Source organism: Micromonospora sp. DT201 (genome assembly GCF_049841575.1).
Lineage (GTDB): Bacteria > Actinomycetota > Actinomycetes > Mycobacteriales > Micromonosporaceae > Micromonospora.
In genome coordinates this window covers 208,505-227,060 of sequence record NZ_JBNCKP010000002.1, presented here as the reverse complement: position 1 = coordinate 227,060, position 18,556 = coordinate 208,505, and the positions used below count along the sequence as shown (strand labels likewise).

General features: G+C 69.6%; 21 protein-coding genes, 2 tRNA genes and 2 pseudogenes. 10 read left to right on the top strand and 15 right to left on the bottom strand.

All coding sequences use genetic code 11. The annotated features are described in order from the left end of the window. Positions 1–20 precede the first annotated feature (20 nt). Together ACLQ28_RS04815 and ACLQ28_RS04810 are read left to right on the top strand one after the other, a co-directional pair. The gene (locus ACLQ28_RS04815) at positions 21–449 is read left to right on the top strand and encodes a SufE family protein (protein ID WP_425684966.1); all 429 of its coding nucleotides are present in this window, start codon (positions 21–23) and stop codon (positions 447–449) included. A gap of 20 nt (positions 450–469) precedes the next feature. Beyond that, positions 470–1,111 (top strand): DsbA family oxidoreductase, encoded by a 642-nt coding sequence (locus tag ACLQ28_RS04810; RefSeq protein WP_425684965.1) that lies wholly within the window; start codon positions 470–472, stop codon positions 1,109–1,111. 74 nt (positions 1,112–1,185) lie between these two features. Here the strand turns inward: ACLQ28_RS04810 and ACLQ28_RS04805 are convergent, their stop codons facing one another. From ACLQ28_RS04805 to ACLQ28_RS04785, 5 genes are all read right to left on the bottom strand, one after another. Beyond that, positions 1,186–1,734 (bottom strand): YbaK/EbsC family protein, encoded by a 549-nt coding sequence (locus tag ACLQ28_RS04805; protein ID WP_425684964.1) that lies wholly within the window; start codon positions 1,732–1,734, stop codon positions 1,186–1,188. 95 nt (positions 1,735–1,829) lie between these two features. After that, a complete protein-coding gene (locus ACLQ28_RS04800) occupies positions 1,830–2,024 on the bottom strand; it encodes a hypothetical protein (protein ID WP_425684963.1) in 195 nt (64 codons plus the stop codon). A 102-nt stretch (positions 2,025–2,126) separates the two neighbouring features. Further along, entirely contained in the window at positions 2,127–2,780 is a 654-nt protein-coding gene (locus ACLQ28_RS04795; RefSeq protein WP_425684962.1) for a GAP family protein, read from the bottom strand. Between the two features lie 51 nt (positions 2,781–2,831). Next, positions 2,832–4,238 carry an MFS transporter gene (locus tag ACLQ28_RS04790; protein WP_425684961.1) on the bottom strand — a complete coding sequence of 469 codons (1,407 nt, stop codon included), beginning with the start codon at positions 4,236–4,238 and terminating at the stop codon, positions 2,832–2,834. Positions 4,239–4,297: 59 nt separating this feature from the next. Next, entirely contained in the window at positions 4,298–4,558 is a 261-nt protein-coding gene (locus ACLQ28_RS04785; RefSeq protein ID WP_425684960.1) for a hypothetical protein, read from the bottom strand. A gap of 218 nt (positions 4,559–4,776) precedes the next feature. Here ACLQ28_RS04785 and ACLQ28_RS04780 point away from each other — a divergent pair, with 218 nt between their 5' ends. From ACLQ28_RS04780 to ACLQ28_RS04770, 3 genes are all read left to right on the top strand, one after another. After that, entirely contained in the window at positions 4,777–9,219 is a 4,443-nt protein-coding gene (locus ACLQ28_RS04780; RefSeq protein WP_425684959.1) for an HAD-IC family P-type ATPase, read from the top strand. A gap of 214 nt (positions 9,220–9,433) precedes the next feature. Beyond that, positions 9,434–9,766 carry a DUF6086 family protein gene (locus ACLQ28_RS04775; protein WP_425685339.1) on the top strand — a complete coding sequence of 111 codons (333 nt, stop codon included), beginning with the start codon at positions 9,434–9,436 and terminating at the stop codon, positions 9,764–9,766. Between the two features lie 6 nt (positions 9,767–9,772). Continuing rightward, entirely contained in the window at positions 9,773–9,964 is a 192-nt protein-coding gene (locus tag ACLQ28_RS04770; protein WP_425684958.1) for a VOC family protein, read from the top strand. A 56-nt stretch (positions 9,965–10,020) separates the two neighbouring features. Here the strand turns inward: ACLQ28_RS04770 and ACLQ28_RS04765 are convergent, their stop codons facing one another. The 3 genes from ACLQ28_RS04765 to ACLQ28_RS04755 form a co-directional block, all read right to left on the bottom strand. Then, positions 10,021–10,827 (bottom strand): MerR family transcriptional regulator, encoded by an 807-nt coding sequence (locus ACLQ28_RS04765; RefSeq protein ID WP_425684957.1) that lies wholly within the window; start codon positions 10,825–10,827, stop codon positions 10,021–10,023. Then, complete coding sequence (locus tag ACLQ28_RS04760; RefSeq protein ID WP_425684956.1) at positions 10,820–11,356, bottom strand: VOC family protein; 537 nt, start codon at positions 11,354–11,356, stop codon at positions 10,820–10,822. Before ACLQ28_RS04760 ends, ACLQ28_RS04765 begins: the two co-directional genes overlap by 8 nt. 471 nt (positions 11,357–11,827) lie before the next feature. After that, the gene (locus ACLQ28_RS04755) at positions 11,828–12,481 is read right to left on the bottom strand and encodes a transcriptional regulator (RefSeq protein ID WP_425684955.1); all 654 of its coding nucleotides are present in this window, start codon (positions 12,479–12,481) and stop codon (positions 11,828–11,830) included. 376 nt (positions 12,482–12,857) lie between these two features. Here ACLQ28_RS04755 and ACLQ28_RS04750 point away from each other — a divergent pair. Both ACLQ28_RS04750 and ACLQ28_RS04745 read left to right on the top strand, forming a co-directional pair. Beyond that, positions 12,858–12,977, top strand: a pseudogene (locus tag ACLQ28_RS04750) (type II toxin-antitoxin system prevent-host-death family antitoxin); the annotation flags it as partial. Positions 12,978–12,979: 2 nt separating this feature from the next. Continuing rightward, positions 12,980–13,231 (top strand): annotated as a pseudogene (locus tag ACLQ28_RS04745) (Txe/YoeB family addiction module toxin); the annotation flags it as partial. A gap of 65 nt (positions 13,232–13,296) precedes the next feature. Here the strand turns inward: ACLQ28_RS04745 and ACLQ28_RS04740 are convergent. Further along, entirely contained in the window at positions 13,297–14,085 is a 789-nt protein-coding gene (locus ACLQ28_RS04740) for an inositol monophosphatase family protein (RefSeq protein ID WP_425684954.1), read from the bottom strand. A 69-nt stretch (positions 14,086–14,154) separates the two neighbouring features. Between ACLQ28_RS04740 and ACLQ28_RS04735 the strand changes: the two genes are divergently transcribed. After that, positions 14,155–15,153, top strand: a complete 999-nt coding sequence (locus ACLQ28_RS04735) for an Lrp/AsnC family transcriptional regulator (protein WP_425684953.1) — start codon at positions 14,155–14,157, stop codon at positions 15,151–15,153. On the opposite strand, the gene ACLQ28_RS04730 is transcribed toward ACLQ28_RS04735, so the two are convergent. Further along, entirely contained in the window at positions 15,128–15,388 is a 261-nt protein-coding gene (locus ACLQ28_RS04730; protein WP_425684952.1) for a helix-turn-helix domain-containing protein, read from the bottom strand. The two genes, ACLQ28_RS04735 and ACLQ28_RS04730, sit on opposite strands and share 26 nt — an antisense overlap. A 360-nt stretch (positions 15,389–15,748) precedes the next feature. Here ACLQ28_RS04730 and ACLQ28_RS04725 point away from each other — a divergent pair, with 360 nt between their 5' ends. Then, a complete protein-coding gene (locus tag ACLQ28_RS04725) occupies positions 15,749–16,087 on the top strand; it encodes a DUF7668 domain-containing protein (protein WP_425684951.1) in 339 nt (112 codons plus the stop codon). A gap of 306 nt (positions 16,088–16,393) precedes the next feature. Here ACLQ28_RS04725 and ACLQ28_RS04720 read toward each other — a convergent pair whose 3' ends face one another. Both ACLQ28_RS04720 and ACLQ28_RS04715 read right to left on the bottom strand, forming a co-directional pair. After that, positions 16,394–16,765, bottom strand: a complete 372-nt coding sequence (locus ACLQ28_RS04720; RefSeq protein WP_425684950.1) for a hypothetical protein — start codon at positions 16,763–16,765, stop codon at positions 16,394–16,396. Between the two features lie 501 nt (positions 16,766–17,266). Beyond that, positions 17,267–17,548 (bottom strand): YrhB domain-containing protein, encoded by a 282-nt coding sequence (locus ACLQ28_RS04715; protein WP_425684949.1) that lies wholly within the window; start codon positions 17,546–17,548, stop codon positions 17,267–17,269. 26 nt (positions 17,549–17,574) lie between these two features. Between ACLQ28_RS04715 and ACLQ28_RS04710 the strand changes: the two genes are divergently transcribed. After that, a complete protein-coding gene (locus ACLQ28_RS04710) occupies positions 17,575–18,045 on the top strand; it encodes a tyrosine-type recombinase/integrase (RefSeq protein ID WP_425684948.1) in 471 nt (156 codons plus the stop codon). Positions 18,046–18,100: 55 nt separating this feature from the next. Here ACLQ28_RS04710 and ACLQ28_RS04705 read toward each other — a convergent pair. From ACLQ28_RS04705 to ACLQ28_RS04695, 3 genes are all read right to left on the bottom strand, one after another. Then, positions 18,101–18,176, bottom strand: a tRNA-Ala gene (locus ACLQ28_RS04705). A 43-nt stretch (positions 18,177–18,219) separates the two neighbouring features. Continuing rightward, a complete protein-coding gene (locus ACLQ28_RS04700; protein WP_209444550.1) occupies positions 18,220–18,348 on the bottom strand; it encodes a DLW-39 family protein in 129 nt (42 codons plus the stop codon). A gap of 42 nt (positions 18,349–18,390) precedes the next feature. After that, a tRNA-Ile gene (locus ACLQ28_RS04695) sits at positions 18,391–18,464 on the bottom strand. Between the last annotated feature and the right edge of the window lie 92 nt (positions 18,465–18,556).

Below are 18,556 nucleotides of genomic sequence, written 5' to 3'. Positions count from 1 at the left end.
AGCGGCGGTAGCCTCGACACATGGCTGACATGCCGGCCCGACTGGCCGAGATCGTCGACGAGTTCGCCGCCGCGCCACGCGACCTGGTGCTGGAGCTGCTCCTGGAGTACGCCGATGTCATTCCGGCCCTGCCGGGCGGTGCCGCGGAGCGCGAGGGCATGGAGCAGGTGCCGGAGTGTCAGACGGCGTTCTTCCTGCGCGCCCGGGTGACCCCGGAGGGCACCGTGGAGACGCTCTTCGACTGCCCGCCGGAGGCGCCCACCACCCGGGCGTTCGCCGGGATCCTCGCGGAAGGGCTGGCGGGCGCGAGCGCCGAACAGGTGCTGGCCGTGCCGGACGACCTCTACCAGCGGATGGGTCTGGCGCAGGCGATCAGCCCGCTGCGCGTACGCGGCGGCACGGCGATCCTGGGCCGCCTCAAGCGTCAGATCCGGGAACAACTCGACTGACCGCGAGGTTGGCACCGTTCATGGAGATCGAGATCTACGCGGACGTCATCTGCCCGTGGTGCTACATCGGTAAGCGCCGCCTGGACGAGGCCCTCGCCAACTATGCGGGCGACGTGACGGTCCGCTACCGGCCGTTCCAGCTCGACCCGTCGCCGGTGCCCGAGCCTCTCCCTCTGGTGGAGGCGCTGGCCGCCAAGTTCGGCGGCCCGGAGCGCGCCCGACAGATGGTCGCCCACGTGACCCAGGTCGCGGCGAATGACGGGCTGCGACTGGACTACGGCCGCGCGGTGATCGCCAACACCTTCGACGCGCACCGGCTGGTCTCCTACGCCACCGACCACGGCAAGGCGGCCGAGATGGTAGAGGCGCTGTATCAGGCGCACTTCGTCCAGGGCGTCGACGTCGGCTCCCGGGAAGCTCTGGCCACCCTGGCCGGCACGATCGGCCTGGACGCGGCCGACGCACGCCGATTCCTCGACTCGGACGAGCGCTCCGTCGACGTCGCCGCCCAGTTGGCCACCGCACGGGACCTGGGCATCACCAGCGTGCCGACCTTCATCCTGGCCGGGAAGTACGCGGTTTCCGGCGCACAGGAGACCGGGACGCTGCTCGCGGCGCTTGCCGAGGTCGAGCAGCGCGAGGCGGCAGCTCACTCACACTGAGTCAACGGCCAAACGGCGGCCGGCATCGACGACCACGATGTTTCACGTGCAACAGTATCGATGCCGGTGGTTGCCTATGCAGGCCTGGCCAGGCCTTCCACCACCTGCGCGCCGGGCAGAGCGCCCAACGCCGGCCCCGGCAGTGCGATCTTGCTGTGCCGTACGCCGGACCCGATGATCACGTGCGGTGTGGCGATGACCCGCGCGTCCACCAGGATCGGCCACTGCGCCGGCAGCCCGATCGGGGTGATGCCGCCGTACTCCATGCCGGTCAACTCGACCGCGTCGGTCATCGGGGCGAAGCTCGCCTTGCGTACGTCCAGCGCCCGGCGGGCCACCCCGTTCACGTCTGCCCGGGTGGTGGCCAAGATGATGCAGGCCGCGTAGCGGACCACACCCTCACGCTTGCCGGCGACCACGACACAGTTGGCCGACACGTCCAGCCCCACCTCGTACGCCGCGCAGAACGCCGCGGTGTCGGCAAGGTCGGCGTCGATCGGTGCGACCAGCACATCGTTGACGTCCACCGGCGCATCGGCGGGCCACTGCGCGATGGCTTCCGCCACCGGCGGGGCGAGCAGGTCGAGGCGGGCCCGGGCCGGTTCGGTCTTCAGCGTTCCCATCACGGGTGCGATCCTCGCATCCGCCACGCTGAACCGCCCAACAGCTCCCGGAGCACCCCGAGACGCCACCGGCCCCGGCCGGACCGATCCGGTGCTCAACTGCCTGCGAGGAAGGCGTTGTCGCGCATGAAGGAGCGGTCCCGGGAGGCAGCCACCTCCTCTTCGCGCTGGGCTTTGACCCGTTGCAACTCCAGGTCCTCCATCGCGTGCCGGACACCCAGCCGGATCACGCCATAGAGGAAGACGAAACCGAAGACGTAGAGGATCACCGTGGTGACGACAGCGAACATGGCGTCACCGTAAGACGAACGTGAACCGATGTTGCTCTCATCTCCGACCGGTTCCCCCGTACGTGTCGACGGCCAATCCGTGACGGAGTGTGCGGCGACGGCTCATCCTGAGCGCACCAGGTCCACCACGGTCAGCAGCGCGAAGAACGCGATCACGATCTCGTTGACGATCCAGGCGTGCCCCTCGGCCCATTGCCGCATCCGGGTCAACGCGCGCGCGGCCCGGTCCCCGAGGAGCAGCAACGCCAGCAGGGGCAGGGCAAGCAGGAACACGGTGAGCAGCACGAACGGCGCCAGATGCCACCACGGCAGGTTGTGTCGGGCCACGCTCGCACCGACGGCGGCCATGGTCAGGTCATCGGTGGGCGTCACCACGAAGAGCAGCGCACCCAGGCGCATTGCCTGACGCGGATCGGCGTGCTCGATGCTCCCCAGCCATCGTGGCGGTCCCGAGCGGTCCCGCCGTACCCAGATCAGCACGGCCAGAATCACCAGCAGGGCGAGCACCACCAGGTCGATGGCGGGCCCGCGATCGACCTTGCCCGCGACGGCTTTGGCATCGGCGACCAGGCCCCCCACCAACCGGGTCAGCAGCCAGCCCACCGTCACACCGGCGGCGACCACCAGTCCCGCGCCCGCGAGGAAGCCCAGCGACGCCGCCCGGGGCCGATCCGACGAGGCGAGGAAGACCGCCACCACCAACTGCGTCCCGGCGACCATGACCACGGCGAGCGGCAGGATGGTCAGGAAGTTCATCGCCCGCCATCCTCCCGGCCCAACCAGGTCGAACGCGGCCGAATCCCCGGATCACCCGCCCGGCCGCACCCTGCCGCCAACCGCAACGCTGCCGCCAACCACGACACGGCCGGCCAGCAGCACCCCCAGCAGCGCCAGGCCCGCAGCCACCACCAGAGTCGCCGCGTAGCTGGCCGGGCCAGGCGCGCTTCCCGCAGCCAGCACGGCACCGGTCAGCGCGAGCACGGTCGCCGCGAAGAGCGAGTCGCCCAGTTGCAGCGACGAGCTGTTGCGGCCCTGCTCACCGGGTGCGGACAACTCCAGGGTGAGCACCGACAACGACGGGTAGAGCAGCCCCATGCCGAGGCCTGCGACCGCCCAACCGACCACGGCGACGGTCACCGGCAACTCGGGTCGGATGGCCAGCGCCACCGTGGCGGTGCCCGCCGTGATGCAGCTCAGCCCGACGCGCGGCAGGGTGGCCCGGGAGGCCGGCACCGGAATCCGGCCCTGTACCCAGGAGCCCACCGACCAGGCCAGCGCCCCGACCGTGAGGACCAGCCCGGCAGCGGTCGGCGAGAGGCCCCGCTCCCGGGAGAGCATCAACGGGATGACCACCTCGGCGCCGACGAACGCCGCCGACGCCAGACCGCGCAGCCCGACCACGGTGGGCAGCCCTCGGGCCGCCCGCAGGAACCCGGCCGGCAGCAGGCGCGGGGCACAGACCAGCAGGCCAACCACGGCGAGCACGACCAGCACCAGGGCGGTGGCGCCACGCTGCTGTCCCCCGACGTGCAGCAGTGCGGCGCTCGCCGCGGCCCCGCACGCCCAACCGATCCGGCCTGCCGCGCCGGCTGCCAGCCGGGTCGCCGCGCTTTGCCCCAGCGACCGCAGGCCGGGATGGATCAGCAGCACCGCCGGCACGGCCACCGCCGGTACCGCGAGGAAAACCCACCGCCAGCCCAGGTGCTCCACGATCAGTCCGCCCACCGCCGGCCCGACCAGCGACGGTACGACCCACGCCGCCGCGAACGCCGCGAAGATCTTCCGATGCAGCTCCTGTGGGTACGCCTGCCCGACGATCACGTAGAGCGCCACCGAGAGCAGCCCGGAGCCGAATCCCTGCACCACCCGCCCGACGACCAGCGCACCCATCACCTGGGCCGTCCCGGCGATCAGCAACCCGACCACGAACCAGGCGACCCCGTGCCACATCGGCCCCCGAGGCCCCCGGGCGTCGCACCAGATACCCGAGACCACCATGGCCAGCACGCCCGTTGCGAACGGGCCACCGAATGCGATGCCGTACAGCGCGAGCCCATCCAGGTTCCGGGCGACGGTCGGCATCGCCGTACCGACCGCCAACGCCTCGAACGCGAGCAACGAGATCAGCGCGACGCTGCCCACCGTCATCGCCCGCAGTCGGGGCGCGAACAGACCTGGTGGAGCCGGTACGACGGCGGCGACTGTGCTCGGCATGGACCGAGCATGCGACCTCAACCCTGATTCATGTCAACCGCCCGGTGACCCGGTGCTCGTCAGGCGTCCTGGAGCGCCTGCCCGACCCCGCGCACCAGCCCCGAAAAATGTTGGTCTGCCAGCAGGTGACCGGCGGTGATCACCACAGCGATCGGCCACTCGATGACCTGAAGTGCGGCGAGCACCCCGAGCCCCGCGTAGTAGGCGATTTTGTCCGGTGGCGGCACCGCCACCTCGCCCAGCATCGGCAGCTCCACCCGCCGGCCGTACATCCGGACGTTCTCGTGCGAACCGTTGAGATGTCGCGTCAGTGTGCTCATGCCGGCCTCCCCATGTCCGGTGATGGTCGTCGGGTTCCACAGCTCACTCCGTCCATGCGCCCGCAACGACGGAAAGTTCCGCCAGTCAGGGGGCATAACGGACGGCAGGTCGGGAAGCCAGGCCGCCGGACGTGAAGCGGTGGGAGGGACGAGATGGCCAAGGTCAGGATCAGCAGCAACCGGGAGCCGGGCCAACGTCCGTCCAGCCGTACGCCTCGATGACGGCGGCGGGTCGCGCAGCCGGCCGTTTCCTGCCGTCCTTTGGTGTGAAGCACCTGGTCGGCGAGGCGTCCAAGACCGTCGGCTCGGCCGCGACCCGGCTGGCCCGGACGGCCGGGCTGACGCGGCGTCGGGTCTGGTCCCGACCAGGCCGGCACCACATCGAGGTACACGGCGTCTGCCAGGACGGCGGAAACCAGCTGGCACGTCAGGTGGAGGGCGCGCTGGAGCGAATGCCCGGGGTGGCCTGGGCCCGGGTCAACGCCCCATCCGGTCGGGTGGTGGTTGCCGTCCAGACCCCCGAGCCGCCGCTGCGCGACCTGATTGCCACGATCAGCCGCATCGAGGGGACCTGCGACCACGAACCTGACCCGGAGATCCCGCCGCCGCACCCACCGGAGGAGGGGCCGCGCACCCCGCGCACCCTCGGCGCGCTCGCCTCGGACGCGCTGGGCCTGACCATCTCGGCGGCCACCCGGCTCCTGCCGTTCGCGCCTCTACCCGGCGAGGTGGCCGGTGTGCTCTCGGCGGTGGACCTGCAACCGAAGCTGCACGAGTTCATCGGCAAAAGACTGCGCTCCGACCCACGCGCCGACATCCTCTTTCCCCTGGCCGAGGCGGTGGTGCAGGGCTTGACCGGCCGCTGGACCGGAATCGTCCTGGACGGTGCCCAACGGATCGTGCAGTGGGGCGAGGATCGTGCCCAACTCTCGGCGTGGGAGCGGGCCGAGCCACGGCTGACCGGCGACGCGGAACGAGCAACCGCCCGGTGGCCGGTGATCGAGCGTCCCCGGCCGAAGCCGGACGGCCCGGTCGAGCGGTACATCAACCGCATGCTCGCTGCGGGTGCGGCCGCTGGCGCGGCGGCGATGCCGTTCGCCGGGCCGAAGCGGGCCACCGCGCTGGGCTTGTCCGCGCTGCCCAAGGCTCCTGGAAGTGGACGCGAGGGGTACGCCGCCCAGCTCGGCCGGATGTTGGCCCGGCGCGGAGTGATCGCGATGGACCGCAGCGTGCTGCGGGAGCTGGACCGGATCGACACGCTCGTGCTGGACGCCGCCGTTCTCGGGTCGGACCGGGGCGTGTTGGCCGATCTGGCACCGGTGCCCGGAGCTGACGTCGACCAGGTGGCGGAGCGGGCCTTCGCGTTGTTCGACCCGGACGATCCGGCCGCCTCCCGCTCTGCGGACGGCTGGCAGGTCGGCCCGCTGGATCAGATGCCCGCGAACGACCCGGGCGCCATCCCGGACGGCGACCGGCTGCGGTCCGCCGGCGGCCAGCTACTCGGCCTCGCCCACGGCGACCGGCTCGCCGCACTGCTGCGGGTCGAGCCGGAACCCGCGCCCGGCGTCGATGGCCTGCCGGCCGCCGCCCGACACGCCGGTCTGCGGCTGGTCGTGGCCGGCGGTGACGAGCAGCGGTACGGCTTCGCCGATGCGATGCTGCCCGGTGGGGATCGGCTGGTCGAGTCGGTACGCGCGTTGCAGCACGAGGGCGCGGTGGTGATGCTGGTTTCCGCGGACCGGAAGGCGCTCGGCGCGTCCGACTGCGGTCTCGGGTTTGCCGCGGCGGAGGAACTGCCGCCGTGGGGGGCACATCTGCTGGTCGGTGCCGACCTGCGGGTGGTGGCCTTGGTGATCGAGGCGACCGGGGTTGCCCGGCGAACGGCCCAGCAGAACATCCGCCTGGCCATGGCGGGCACCGGTCTCGGGGCCTTGGGCGCGTTCACCGCCCCACCAACCCAGTTGCCCCACCGGTCGCTCGTCGCGGTCAACGGAGCGGCCGGGTTGGCCTTCGCGAACGGGGTCTGGCAGGCCCGCCGGCTGCACGACCAGTCGGACACTCCGGCACCCGTGGCGACCGCCTGGCACCTGATGCCCGTCAACACCGTGCTCGACCACCTGCGCACCACACCGGACGGTCTGGCCAGCGAGGAAGCGCAGCGCCGACACCACAGCTCCGGAGGGAACGGCGACGCCGGACCCGGACGTGGTGGTCTGCTGCGCGCCTTCGTGGACGAGTTGTCCAACCCGCTGACCCCGGTGCTGGCCGCCGGGGCGGTGCTCTCCGCGTCGTTCGGCTCACTTGTCGACGCCGCGCTGGTGGGCAGCGTGGTTGGTGGGTCCGCCCTGATCGGAGCAGTGCACGAGCGCAACACGGAAAGGTCCCTGGCGGAACTGTTGTCCCGTTCAGCGGTGACCGCGCGGGTCCGTCGGGACAGCGCCGAGCAGGTTCTCGCCGCCGAGGATCTGGTCCTCGGGGACGTCATCACCCTGGAATCAGGTGACTCGGTGCCCGCCGACTGCCGCGTCCTCGAGTCAGTGGGCCTGGAGGCGGACGAATCGTCGCTGACTGGTGAGTCGCTGCCGGTTGCCAAGTCCAACCGGCCGGTGGTGGCTTCCGCCATCGCCGACCGACATTCGATGTTGTACGAGGGCACCACCGTCGCCGCCGGGCATGGCACTGCCGTTGTGGTGGCGACCGGCAACGACACCGAGGCGGGACGCAGCCTTGCGCTGATCCGGCAGGCCCCACCGACAAGCGGGGTGGAAGCCCGGCTCGGTGCGTTGACCAGCGCCGCCATCCCGTTGGCCGCCGGTTCTGCGGTGGCGGTGGCCGGTGCGGGTCTGCTTCGGGGCGTACCCCTTGCCGAAACGGCGGCGACCGCCGCGAACCTCGCCGTGGCGTCGGTGCCGGAGGGGCTGCCGTTCCTGGTCAGCGCGGCGCAGCTGGCCGCCGCCCGGCGGCTGGCCGAGCACGGCGCGTTGGTCCGCAACCCGCGCACCATCGAGGCGCTTGGCCGGGTGGACGTGCTCTGCTTCGACAAGACGGGCACCCTCACCGAGGGAAAGTTGCTGCTCGCCGGAGTCGGCGACAGCATCGGCGACCGGTACGCCCCGGTGGACCGGCTGGACGACCGACTCCAGTTGACGCTGGCTGCCGCGCTGCGGGCCACCCCTGCCGCGGCGAACCCGGAGGAGTTGGCGTTGCAGACCGACCGGGCGGTCCGGCGGGGTGCCGGAGTGGCCGGGGTGGTGGAGCAGAACGGTGCCGCCGGTTGGCGGGCTGCCGGTGGGTTGCCGTTCGAGCCGTCCCGCGGCTATCACGCCAGCATCGGAGAGACCGACGGTCGCCTGTTGTTGAGTGTCAAGGGTGCTCCGGAGACGGTGCTGCCGCGCTGTTCGGCTCGGCGCACGGACGGCAGTCAGGAGCCACTGGACGACGCCGGCCGCGCGGAGTTGGAGCGGATGCTCTCCGACCGGGCCGGGGCAGGAAACCGGATCCTGGCCGTCGCCGAGTGCCAGGTGGACGACCCGAAGGTGACCGACTCCGACGTCCGAGGGCTGACCTTCGTGGGTTTCCTGGCCCTAGCGGACGGAGTCCGGGAGAGCGCCGCCCCAGCGGTACGCCGGATCCGGCAGGCCGGTGTACACACCATCATGATCACCGGCGATCATCCGGCGACTGCCGAGGCGATCGCGGCCACCATCAGCGAGCACGACGAACAGCGGGTGGTCACCGCCGCTCAACTCGACCAACTGGACGACGACGCGCTCGCCGAGCGGTTGGCCAACACCGATGTGGTGGCCCGCTGCACTCCGGCTCACAAGGTGCGGATCATCCAGGCGTTGCAGAAGTGCGGGCGAACCGTGGCGATGACCGGCGATGGTGCCAACGACGCCCCGGCGATCCGGCTGGCCGATGTCGGCATCGCACTCGGTCAACGGGGCACCCCGGCCGCACGCGCCGCAGCCGACCTGGTGGTCACCGACGACCGGTTGGAGACCATCATCGCGACCCTGATCGAAGGGCGGGCGATGTGGTCGTCGGTGCGGCACGCGCTCAGCATCCTGGTCGGCGGCAACCTCGGTGAGATCGCGTTCAGTGTGCTCACCGCCGCGGCGACCGGCCGCTCCGCACTCACCGGGCGGCAACTGCTGCTGGTCAACCTGCTCACCGATCTGGCGCCGGCACTGGCCATCGCGGTCCGGCCGCCCGCGTCGGACCGCGCCGACGGGCTGCTCCGGGAGGGCCCGGACTCGGCGCTCGGAGAAACCCTCACTCGGGAGATCGGGCTGCGGGCGGCAGCCACCACGCTGGGCGCGACCGCAGGCTGGACGTTGGCCCGATACACCGGACGCCGTCAGCGAGCCGGGACAGTCGCCCTGGTCTCCCTGGTCGGCACCCAACTCGGGCAGACCATCCTGGCCGGCGGCACCAGCCCGACCGTGCTGGCGTCCACGGCAGCGTCGCTGGGGGTGCTCGTCGTGGTGGTGCAGACGCCCGGCGTCAGCCAGTTCTTCGGCTGCACCCCGCTCGGGCCGGTCGGCTGGACCATCGGGGCCGGGTCAGCGCTCGGTGCCACCTTCGCCAACGGCGCGCTCACCAAGCTGATGGAACACCTCCCGGAAGCTCGACCCCACGCCGCGGGGTCCGAGGGTTGACGGGCAGCACAGTGCCGGAAGGACGCGGGGCAGTGTGGTGCAGTCCCGGCCGGCGGCGGGCTTACCAGAGAGCGCCCTATACCCCTGAGTCATATTTATACCTGTGAGTCATACCGCTCATGCGAAAGATGGCGTGCTGCGCGGTCTCTCGCTGCTGCGCCCTGTGGCTTGAACCAGTACGTCCCGAACCGTGATCATCGCAAGATGAGCCAATATTTCAACGTGGGCGACCTCGTCGACCGGCATCGGCCCCATGCGCGCCGACGACTATGAGATCGACCTCGACGTGTTCGTCGGCTTCGTGGATGCTCTGGTCGCGCAGTACCTGTCTTCAAGCCACACGATCCTCAGGTCCTTGCTGGAGGGCTTCATCGCCACCGCCCTCGTTATGGTTGACCGCGCCGGCCGAAACGTGGCCCCGCTCCAGACCACTGCCACGCTGGACCCGAGGGACGTCTCCGTAGGCCCAGGAGGGATCCGCCCGCTGGGCGACCCCGCGCGCCTGTACGGGCTCGCCAGCAAGCACGCCGCAGCCATGCCATGTTGACCACAAATGGCATGCCGTATCAGTGAGCTCGTGCTCAACGCCACCGACCGCGATCAGGACGCCGAGCTCGAGCGACTCCTGGCCGCCGGGGCGAAACTCGTCGACATCGGTCAGCCCGCGGAGGCGTCCTGGCACGTCCTCGCCGATCCAGAAGGCAACGAGTTCTGCCTGCTCAAGCGCCGCCTCGACCCACTCTGACGGCCCTCACCCAAACGATCGACGCAGCCGCCATCCCGCGCCGCCGGGCCACACGCTCACTGCCAGGTCGCGGTGTCGGGGTCGATGCTGTGGGCGCGCGCGCTGGCGTCGATGATTCGACGGAACCACGTGGCAAGGCCGGCGCGGATGCCCTCGTAGTGCGCAGCGAATGCCGGATCGGTCTCGAACCTACGGCCGAGACAGACCTGCATCTGCCTGGTGAGGGGAAAGTACGAAGAAGTGAACACTTCGCGGTGCCGCTCGACGAGTTGATTCGCTTCTGGGCTGCCAGCCGTGACGCCGGCGTCCATCGCGTCCCCGAGGGCGCGGTCGAGGGCGGCAATGGTGTCGGCGATGACCTGCCATTCCTCAGCACCGCGAGATGCTGAGCGTTCGGCGTACTGCTGCCATTGCGTCGTGTCTCCGTAGCGCTGACGGGCTTGGGCGTGCCGGTCCGGGTTCCACTCGGGGCCGAAGATCGCGGCCTGCTGCTCGATGGTCAGCAGCAGGCCGCGCTCATGGGCGTCGATCATCCGATCCAGTCCGGCACTGAGCTGCTGGAGGCGCTCGATCCGTTGGGCAACCTGGGTGCGCTGTGCGCGCAATGCGCCGCCCACGTCCACTTCGGAGTCGTTCAGGATGGCCCGAATCCGGTCCAGGCCGAGGCCGATCTCCCGGTAGACGACGATGCGGTGCAGGCGTTCGAGATCGCCAGCGGTGTAGAGCCGGTATCCGCCAGTGGTGCGCAGCGACGGTCGCGCCAGACCGATCTCATCCCAGTGGTGCAGCGCGCGGACTGTCACGCCCAGACGCGCCGAGACCTGACCGACGGTCAGGCCATCGGCGTCAGCGACATCAGGCATGCTCCTGATTGTCGCCACTACCGACACCCGGTGGGGTGATCCCGACGGCTTCAAGGTTCCGCGCCTCCTGACTGGCCGGACCCCAGGGCTTCGCCGCGGTGAAAACGATCCGTGCGTTTTCAGGGGTGATCACTTCCACATCCCGGGTGTTCCAGGGAGTGTCCCGTGGGCCATCGGCAGAGTTCGGGTTCAACGCACGACAGGCCGCGACAAGAGAATCGATCTGGCTGAGCACGCACGCGAAACTGACGCTCATCGCCGGTGTCTGCGCCGGAACGCTCGCCGCCGCGACGAGGAGTACGTCCTGGAACGCCCAACGGCGCATATGCACAAGCGTGCCGGGGATGCTGAACAGCTCGAAGAACCCGAGCCCACGAGTCCAGAAGTCCACCGACGCCGCCAGATCGCTCGTGGGGATCGTCGCGAACGCCGGCATTCCATAGATGCCCCGGAACAACTCCGGCGCAACCGCATCCGCGCCGGGAGCGGGCACGGGGCTCATCTCGAAAGCGTTGTAGTGATCGCTCATACATCCCACCCTCCGGCCTAACGCGGCGTGAGGGTCAAGTCGGGTTCGTGGACCTTGCTCTATCCCAACGATGCGACAAGCGCTGCGACCAGCTACAGCTAGGACACGCTGGAGGTCCAGGCACCGCGCTCGCGCCTCGGTATGGCTCGGCGCGGAGCATCGCGGCGAACCGGTTGAGCCGGTTCTTGATCCAGGAGATTTGGCGGTCCGCTCCAGCGGTTCCCTCGTCGCCATCTTCAACGGGGAGGCTGAGCTGCTCGATCGTCCCAGCCACCGGACCTGGCTGTATTAGCGACCGGGGTCAACCGGGGAAATGCTGGTGGGCCGGAGGTACCACCATGCGAACCACACCGCCACGATCGCGGGCAAACCGTTACCGCTGACTTTGCCCAGCTCACGAACCTCGGACGATGCCCGATGAGCCCGACCCGGCTCGCCCGGTAGCGCAGCATGCCCTGGCTGGGTGGTCGTTCAGGGCGTTGTTCCGCCCGCTCTGCATGGCTCCTGTGGCCCGGTTGTCCAGCTGGCGAGCATGGGCAGAACCTGTGCCGTGGGTGAGTCGGGTTCGACGGTGTAGACAACCAGACGCTGCTCAGGATCGTGCGGCCCGACGACGGACTCGATGCCGAAGCTGAGCGGTCCGGCCGTCGGGTGGACCACGTGCTTGGTCACCGAGGTACGGAAGGTGACCCTCTGGTCGTCCCACCACCGCGCGACCTCGGGGTCGCCGCGGCGCAGTTCCCGCACCAGGTCGACGAGCCGGCGATCGTCGGGGTGGCGTCCCATCTCGTAGCGCAGCGCGCCGACCGCGGCGGCGGCGAAGTCGGCCCAGTTCACAATCCGCGCCCGTGCGCCGGGGTCCAGGAACAGCCAACGCGCGAACGACGACCCTGGCTCCATCGCGTGCCCCAGCACCGCACTGAGCAGCCCGTTGCGGGCCAGCACCTGCGTACGGCGTCCCAGCAGCAGCACCGGGACGTGGCTCAGCACCCCCATCAGGCGCAGCATCCCCGGGTCGGGTCGTTGAGCGACCTCCGGCCCCGCCCACCGCCGGTGCGAGGTCGGGGCGGCCAGATCCCGCAGGTGGGCGCGTTCGATCTCGTCCAACTGAAGCGCCCGCGACAACGCCTGCACCCGTTTGAGGCGGCGTTGACACTCCTATCAAGTCACGACGCCTGGCCGGTGACATGCAGCTCGCGGGGCTACCAGGCCGGCCGACGAATCGGTCATTCTGCGGCGGCCCACCGGGCTTTCCCGCTGTCCGCGCCAGCCGCCCGGGCATCGGGCGTGACGGCCGCAGAGCGACAGCGGCAGCGGCCGGCACGCGCCCAGGCGGCGGCGCGTGCGGCCCATTGCGGGCCGCCTTGATAGATGTACAGAAAGACGTCCGCACCGTCGCACTCGACCGCCGCCGCGCGCCGCCCAGACCACCGCCCGGGACGCAGCCGGTCCGGCCTGGCAGCCCTCCGACCTGATCTTCACCACCCGCTATGGCCGGCCGATGGCCAGCCCCGCTAACGCGCGCCGTCTGAGTGAAGCCGTCGAAGAGCTGCGCAACGGGGGTGGGGAGACGCACGACCTGATCGACCCCGACTCCAGCTCAGGCGAGGCGTCGGCAGCACGAAGGTCCAGCTCGCCGGCCGTGGCTGGGCGGACTACCTGCCCTGGCAACGAGATCGCCAGATGCTCGAACGAGTGAACACCTTGATCGAGGACATCCGACGCAACGGCTATCAAGGCATTGGCAAACCGGAGCAGCTCCGCGGCAACTGGGCGGGATTCTGGTCGAGACGCATCGATCAAGAACACCGCCTTGTATACCGGATCACGGACGACACAGTGCAGATCGCGCAGTGCCGCTATCACTACGAATGAGGTAACCCGGCCGCTGCGGCCATGACCCTGGACGTGCACGCGGACCTGTTCGAGGGCGACCTGGACTAGTCAGACTCTCCGGCTCGGAGGGCGGCGAGCATAAGCGGGTGCAGCTTTGGCCCGGCCACCAAGATGCTCGTCGCTCCCAGGCGCCACGGCGCTCCGGCGGCATCGGTGACCGTCGCGCCGGACTCGCGGGCGAGCAGAACGCCCGGCAGGAGGTTGGCATCGTCGCGTCCGTACTCCCAGAAGGCGTCGATCCGGCCCGCCGCCACGTCGGCCAACTGCCACGACGTCGGGCCGAGATTGCGGACCGCTCCGGCCACGAGCAGGACCGCCGTCAGCGACCGGCCGGCCTCGCGGAGGGCCTCAGGCTGCGCGGCAGCGAACGGCGGCTGGCTGGTAGCCACGAGGGCGGCCTGAGGCTCGGCCTTGGCCGACGGGGTGATCCTCTCGCCGTTGCGGAAGGCCCCGGCCCCTGCCTCCGCGGTGTAAGTCTCCTTGAGCAGGGGGTTGTGCAGGACCACGGCAACCGGTTCGCCGTCGCGGACCAGGGTGAGCGTCACGCACCACTGAGGCAGGCCCTGCAGGTACTGCACGGCTCCGTCGGTCGCGTCGCAGACCCACGCCTCGCCTGCTGCCGATGAAGAATCGTCGAATTCGTCCACCCAGGCCGCCTCCGGGCGTAGCGGCAGGAGACGCTCGCGGAGCAACGCGGCCACCGGAGCATCGATGGCATCGAATCTCGTACGGAAATCTGCGAGGGTCGTAGCGGGCGCGCGGCGTGGCAGTTCGAGTAGGTACTGGCCCGCGCCGTGGGCGGCTTCGGTCATCGCGTCGATCAATTCGGTCATGCGCCAAGTTTCAGCCCTGCGGCGGTCTTCGACCCATCCCGACGGAGGAAGTGAGCGATACTGACCGACGTGACGCCGAAAACGACGGATCTCTTGCTCGATGATGTCGACAGACGGCTGGTGGCCGCCCTGCAGTGCGACGGCCGGGCAAGCGTTGAACAGATCGCCGGCGTGCTTCGACTGACCAGCCGAGTGGTGCGCCGTCGGCTGGCCCGGCTGCTCGGTGACGGCACCGTCCGGGTAGTCATCGCACCGCAGCTCGACCCGTACGAGGCGGTGATGCTGCTGCGGATCCGCGTACTGCGCGGCTCCCTGGATGCGGTCACCAAGGCACTCGCCGAGCGAGACGACATACCGTTCATCGACTTGACCGCCGGCGGAGACGAGATCCTGGCGGTGCTCGCCAGCGGCAAGGACCCGCGGAACAGACTGATCTTCCGGCAACTACCCGCCACCCGTGCCGTGACCTCGGTCGAGGCGCAGACCGCGATGCACGTGTACGCGGACGCCTCCGCGTGGAGACTGGATGCGCTGAGCGCCGCCGAGCGCCGAGAGTTGACGGCACCCGTACGGTCCCACGCTCCTGACGGCCTGGACCGGGAAATTCTGGCCGCGTTGGCCCCGGACGCGCGGCAGTCGGCCGCGGCCCTGGCAGCGAAGCTCGGTCGGCCGGAGTCAACCGTGCGGCGCAGGCTGACGGCAATGCCGCCGGTCACGCAGACCTACGTCGATCCGCACCGGCTCGGACTGCTGGTCGACGCGAACCTCTACCTGCGGCTGCCTCCGGCGGAACTGGACCGGGTCGGTGCAGCCCTGGCCGCCCACCCGTCCGTGCACGGGGTCTTGAGCACCACTGGCCGCGCCAACCTGCACGTGGCGGTCTGGCTGCCGGACCTCGAAGGGCTCCACCGGTTCATCACCGGGGAGCTCGCGGCCCTCGGCGTGACCGACGTCGAGACCGTGTTGGTCGGACGAGCGACCAAACGCCCTGGCCAACCGATTGGCAGCGTGATCCCACGCTCCGGCAGTCTGGCGGCCACCGTCAGGACGCCCGCGCATACCGGCTGAGGGTCGCCACCTCGTCGGCGTCCAGGTCGCCGTTCTCGATCTGGCTCACCCGGCCGGGCGTGACCCCCATCAGCTCGGCCACCTGACGCTGAGTGAGCCCGAGACGCTTCCGCTCCTCGGCGAGGTGCCACGCGCTGACCCACGCCTCCGTCCGAGCACACTCCACATCGAACGCGTCGTCGTCCCCGTCGTGCAGCTCCGCGCGGATGTCGTCCCAGTCATGAGAGTCGCCCACCAGATCGCCCTCCGTTTCCCCTCGAAGGCGAGCCGGCCTCGTCTGCAACCTCGGCGACCGGGACCGCACTCGTATCACCGTGTCCAGTCGCCGGCCTTGTTGCCGGTGACGAAACAGTCCCGGTCATGCGAACCACGAAAGCACAGGTCAACAACGAGATCACGTCATGGAGTGGAGCCCAGGGGACTCGAACCCCTAACCCCTGCCTTGCAAAGATCAAGACTGCTGTCGGCTGGCGTCGGCTACTGCCGCTGACCTGCTCGTCGTGCCGGCTAGCGCCGCTGGCCATCTGTGTCCGTCCGCCGGCTTGGCTGTACGGACGGCTGTACAGCCGTCGTCCCCGCTTCTCATACTCGACCGGTGACTGCTGCGGATCTTCCAGCCCGGTTCCGACTAATCATCGAGCAGGTGGTCGAACGGATTGCCGCCGGTGATTTCGACGGCCTAGCGCGGGACTACTCGCGATCGGACCACGACCTGGGCGTCTGGGCGCGCGAGTACCCGGCAACGTTCATTCCACTGCCGCCCGAGGCATGGCACCACGTCGACGCCTACTTCCTTGCTGACCACGACGCCTGGAAGGTCGACGTCGACCTCTGGTCTCGCGAGGAGGGCAGAAGCGACATGACCTTGCAGGTAACGGTCTGGGAAGAGGCCGGCGCAACCAAGCTGACCATCGATGACCTGCACGCTCTCTAGTTGCGCTTACCCCACGGCACCGCCAGTTTGGAAGAGCGCGCTCAACCGGCCGTGATGCCCGAAACGTCCGCGGGCAGCGGCCAGCCCGGTTGCGTCTCGTGCCCGCTGTGCGCCACGGTTACTGGCCCACGGATGGCCCATGCCGGCCCGGGGGGTAGAAGAAGATCGCGGAAGGCTGGTCGGGTGGCTGCGCACCTGGTCAGCCGTCCGTCGTTGTCAGGTGGCGTCGGTGTCAGCCGGGGGTCTTGGCTGTACGACTGGCTGTACGGCCAAGCCTGGAACCTCAACCCGTACCGTAAAGACGATCTACAGCTCCTCAGGTGCGGGCCGAAGTAGACCTAGCTGCGGGTCGAAGCAGACAAGGTCATGGTCAGCGGCAATTCGTGCGGCACCGGCCGACACCTCCTGACAGCGGCTATACACCATCGGGAAGTAAATGACTGGTCCCGATGCCTCGTTGATCAGTGGCCCCGTCGACCAGGGGCTCCGCTCCTCGTCGTCGTCCTCAGTGAGGTCGATCCACCGTTCAAGAAGGGCCTCGACGTAGGCTCGGATACGCGGCGTCGGCGGTATCTGGCCTTCAGCGATATACCTCTCGTAGAGCGCCTTGAAAGTGGTCAGCGCTGCGGCGTTGTCAGCGGGCCTGTCACCTTCCCACACCGCCAAGTCGTAACTCATGCGCCGGAGTGTGCCAGTCAGCAACGACATGTCGTGCAGCGGCTATGCGGTGAGTGGAAAAGCGGATCTCCTCGTCGGGCAGTCGCCAGACCGTCCAGCCTCCCCGGACGGGGCCAAGGTCGTTCGTCCGGTAGGGCGCTCCACCTTGGCCCCGTCCGGGGAGGCTGGTAGCCCTTGTGGTGCCCGGTGAGGTGATCTGCGGCGGCATCTCTGAGGAGGGTCGGGGTTCGGGGCGGAGCCCCGAGGTCTTCAAGGTCCTAGTGTCCGTCAGTGTGGCCGGCCGGCCCGGCCGATGCCGGCCGGAGGTCGCCAGCAGGCCGGGGCCGGGCCGGCGCGGCCCGCTTGCGGGCCGCCTTGATTCTGTAGAGGGCAATTCGGCAACGAGCTATGCCCAGCATCGTGCCCAGCTATGCCCAGCATCTGTCCCCCGTCGGCTGACGTGCGACAGTCGTCCGCCAACTGATCAGCGACGTCCGCGCGGATCGCGGCATGTCAGTGCGTTCAGCCGAGGGTGGGCCGGCCCTCGGCGATCTGTTCTTCCACCGGCCGACCGGACCAGGACAGCCATGGGTCCGCGCCGGACTTGGGCACAACCACAGGCCCGTTGCCGGCCAACGCGTCGGAGATGCGGCCTGACTCGACGAAGGCGCGGGACTGGTAGCCCACGGACCACGCGGTCTCGTGCTCCCACGCACCGGTGACCACCCATTCACCGGTGCGGATCTCGTCAATGCGCTCAGCGAGGAACGCAGATGCGATCTCGCGAGCCTCTTCATCGGTCATGCTCGCGACCCTAACGCCGGGACGACATGCAGGACCGAGCCGAGGCGCTGTCATGGGGATCACGGGTTGGTGTTCGTGCCACCGAAGACGCACCGATCGGCCCGTCGCTGCCGCTGTCGGCTCTGGCCGTCCGGGCGTTGGAGGCACAGCGTGTGCGCCAGGCCAAGGAACGGCTCGCGGCCGGGGAGGTGTGGTCGGATCTGGGCCTGGTCTTCGCCAGCACCATCGGCACGGCGATGGAACCTCGGAACGTCAACCGGCGCTTCGAGCAGCTCCGCGCGGCGGCCGGGCTGGACTGGCTGCACCTGCACGACCTGCGGCACGCCTTCGCCACGTTCATGCTCGACCAGGGCGAGGAACTGCGGACGGTGATGGAGCTGCTTGGGCACTCCACCATCCGGATGACGGCCGACACTTACGGCCACGTCCTGCCGGCGCGGGCTCGTCAGGCTGCCTCGGCCATTGACCGGATTCTCGGCCAGGAGGGGACGGCGTGACCGGCTTGGCTGTACGGATGGCTGTACTCGGACCGAGATCAACCAAGGAAAGTGCTGGTGGAGCCCAGGGGACTCGAACCCCTAACCCCTGCCTTGCAAAGGCAGTGCTCTGCCAGTTGAGCTAGGGCCCCGTTGGTGGCCGTGGCGTCGATCGCTCGTCGCCGGGCCGGAACGTCAGCGCAGGTCGGGCGCGGTGGTCGCCTCGTGCCACAGGGCACGCTCGTCGTTCGAGGCCTTGATCTTGTTGAACACGACGGCGGCCACACCGACGACGCCAGCCAGAATCAGCAGCTTCTTGAACATGCGGCGACCCCTTGCGCTCGACCAGCGTCGGACGACTTGCGGTGGGGCTAGATGGAATCGAACCATCGACCTCAGAGTTATCAGCTCTGCGCTCTAACCGACTGAGCTATAGCCCCGCGTTGCGACGAGCAAGATTAACCCATCCGCTCTGCCGACCCCAAATCGGGGTCCGGACTCACGGGCCGGGCCGTCGACGCCTGCAAAACCT

Excerpts from the sequence above, each read along its gene's own strand:
- ACLQ28_RS04785 (WP_425684960.1), bottom strand. The coding sequence starts at position 4,558 with ATGAGCACACTGACGCGACATCTCAACGGTTCGCACGAGAACGTCCGG.
- ACLQ28_RS04800 (WP_425684963.1), bottom strand. The coding sequence starts at position 2,024 with ATGTTCGCTGTCGTCACCACGGTGATCCTCTACGTCTTCGGTTTCGTC.
- ACLQ28_RS04720 (WP_425684950.1), bottom strand. The coding sequence starts at position 16,765 with ATGAGTTACGACTTGGCGGTGTGGGAAGGTGACAGGCCCGCTGACAAC.
- ACLQ28_RS04700 (WP_209444550.1), bottom strand. The coding sequence starts at position 18,348 with ATGTTCAAGAAGCTGCTGATTCTGGCTGGCGTCGTCGGTGTGGCCGCC.
- ACLQ28_RS04790 (WP_425684961.1), bottom strand. The coding sequence starts at position 4,238 with ATGCCGAGCACAGTCGCCGCCGTCGTACCGGCTCCACCAGGTCTGTTC.
- ACLQ28_RS04780 (WP_425684959.1), top strand. The coding sequence starts at position 4,777 with ATGACGGCGGCGGGTCGCGCAGCCGGCCGTTTCCTGCCGTCCTTTGGT.
- ACLQ28_RS04810 (WP_425684965.1), top strand. The coding sequence starts at position 470 with ATGGAGATCGAGATCTACGCGGACGTCATCTGCCCGTGGTGCTACATC.
- ACLQ28_RS04710 (WP_425684948.1), top strand. The coding sequence starts at position 17,575 with ATGCAGGACCGAGCCGAGGCGCTGTCATGGGGATCACGGGTTGGTGTT.
- ACLQ28_RS04765 (WP_425684957.1), bottom strand. The coding sequence starts at position 10,827 with ATGCCTGATGTCGCTGACGCCGATGGCCTGACCGTCGGTCAGGTCTCG.
- ACLQ28_RS04770 (WP_425684958.1), top strand. The coding sequence starts at position 9,773 with ATGGCATGCCGTATCAGTGAGCTCGTGCTCAACGCCACCGACCGCGAT.
- ACLQ28_RS04760 (WP_425684956.1), bottom strand. The coding sequence starts at position 11,356 with ATGAGCGATCACTACAACGCTTTCGAGATGAGCCCCGTGCCCGCTCCC.
- ACLQ28_RS04715 (WP_425684949.1), bottom strand. The coding sequence starts at position 17,548 with ATGACCGATGAAGAGGCTCGCGAGATCGCATCTGCGTTCCTCGCTGAG.
- ACLQ28_RS04740 (WP_425684954.1), bottom strand. The coding sequence starts at position 14,085 with ATGACCGAATTGATCGACGCGATGACCGAAGCCGCCCACGGCGCGGGC.
- ACLQ28_RS04805 (WP_425684964.1), bottom strand. The coding sequence starts at position 1,734 with ATGGGAACGCTGAAGACCGAACCGGCCCGGGCCCGCCTCGACCTGCTC.
- ACLQ28_RS04815 (WP_425684966.1), top strand. The coding sequence starts at position 21 with ATGGCTGACATGCCGGCCCGACTGGCCGAGATCGTCGACGAGTTCGCC.
- ACLQ28_RS04795 (WP_425684962.1), bottom strand. The coding sequence starts at position 2,780 with ATGAACTTCCTGACCATCCTGCCGCTCGCCGTGGTCATGGTCGCCGGG.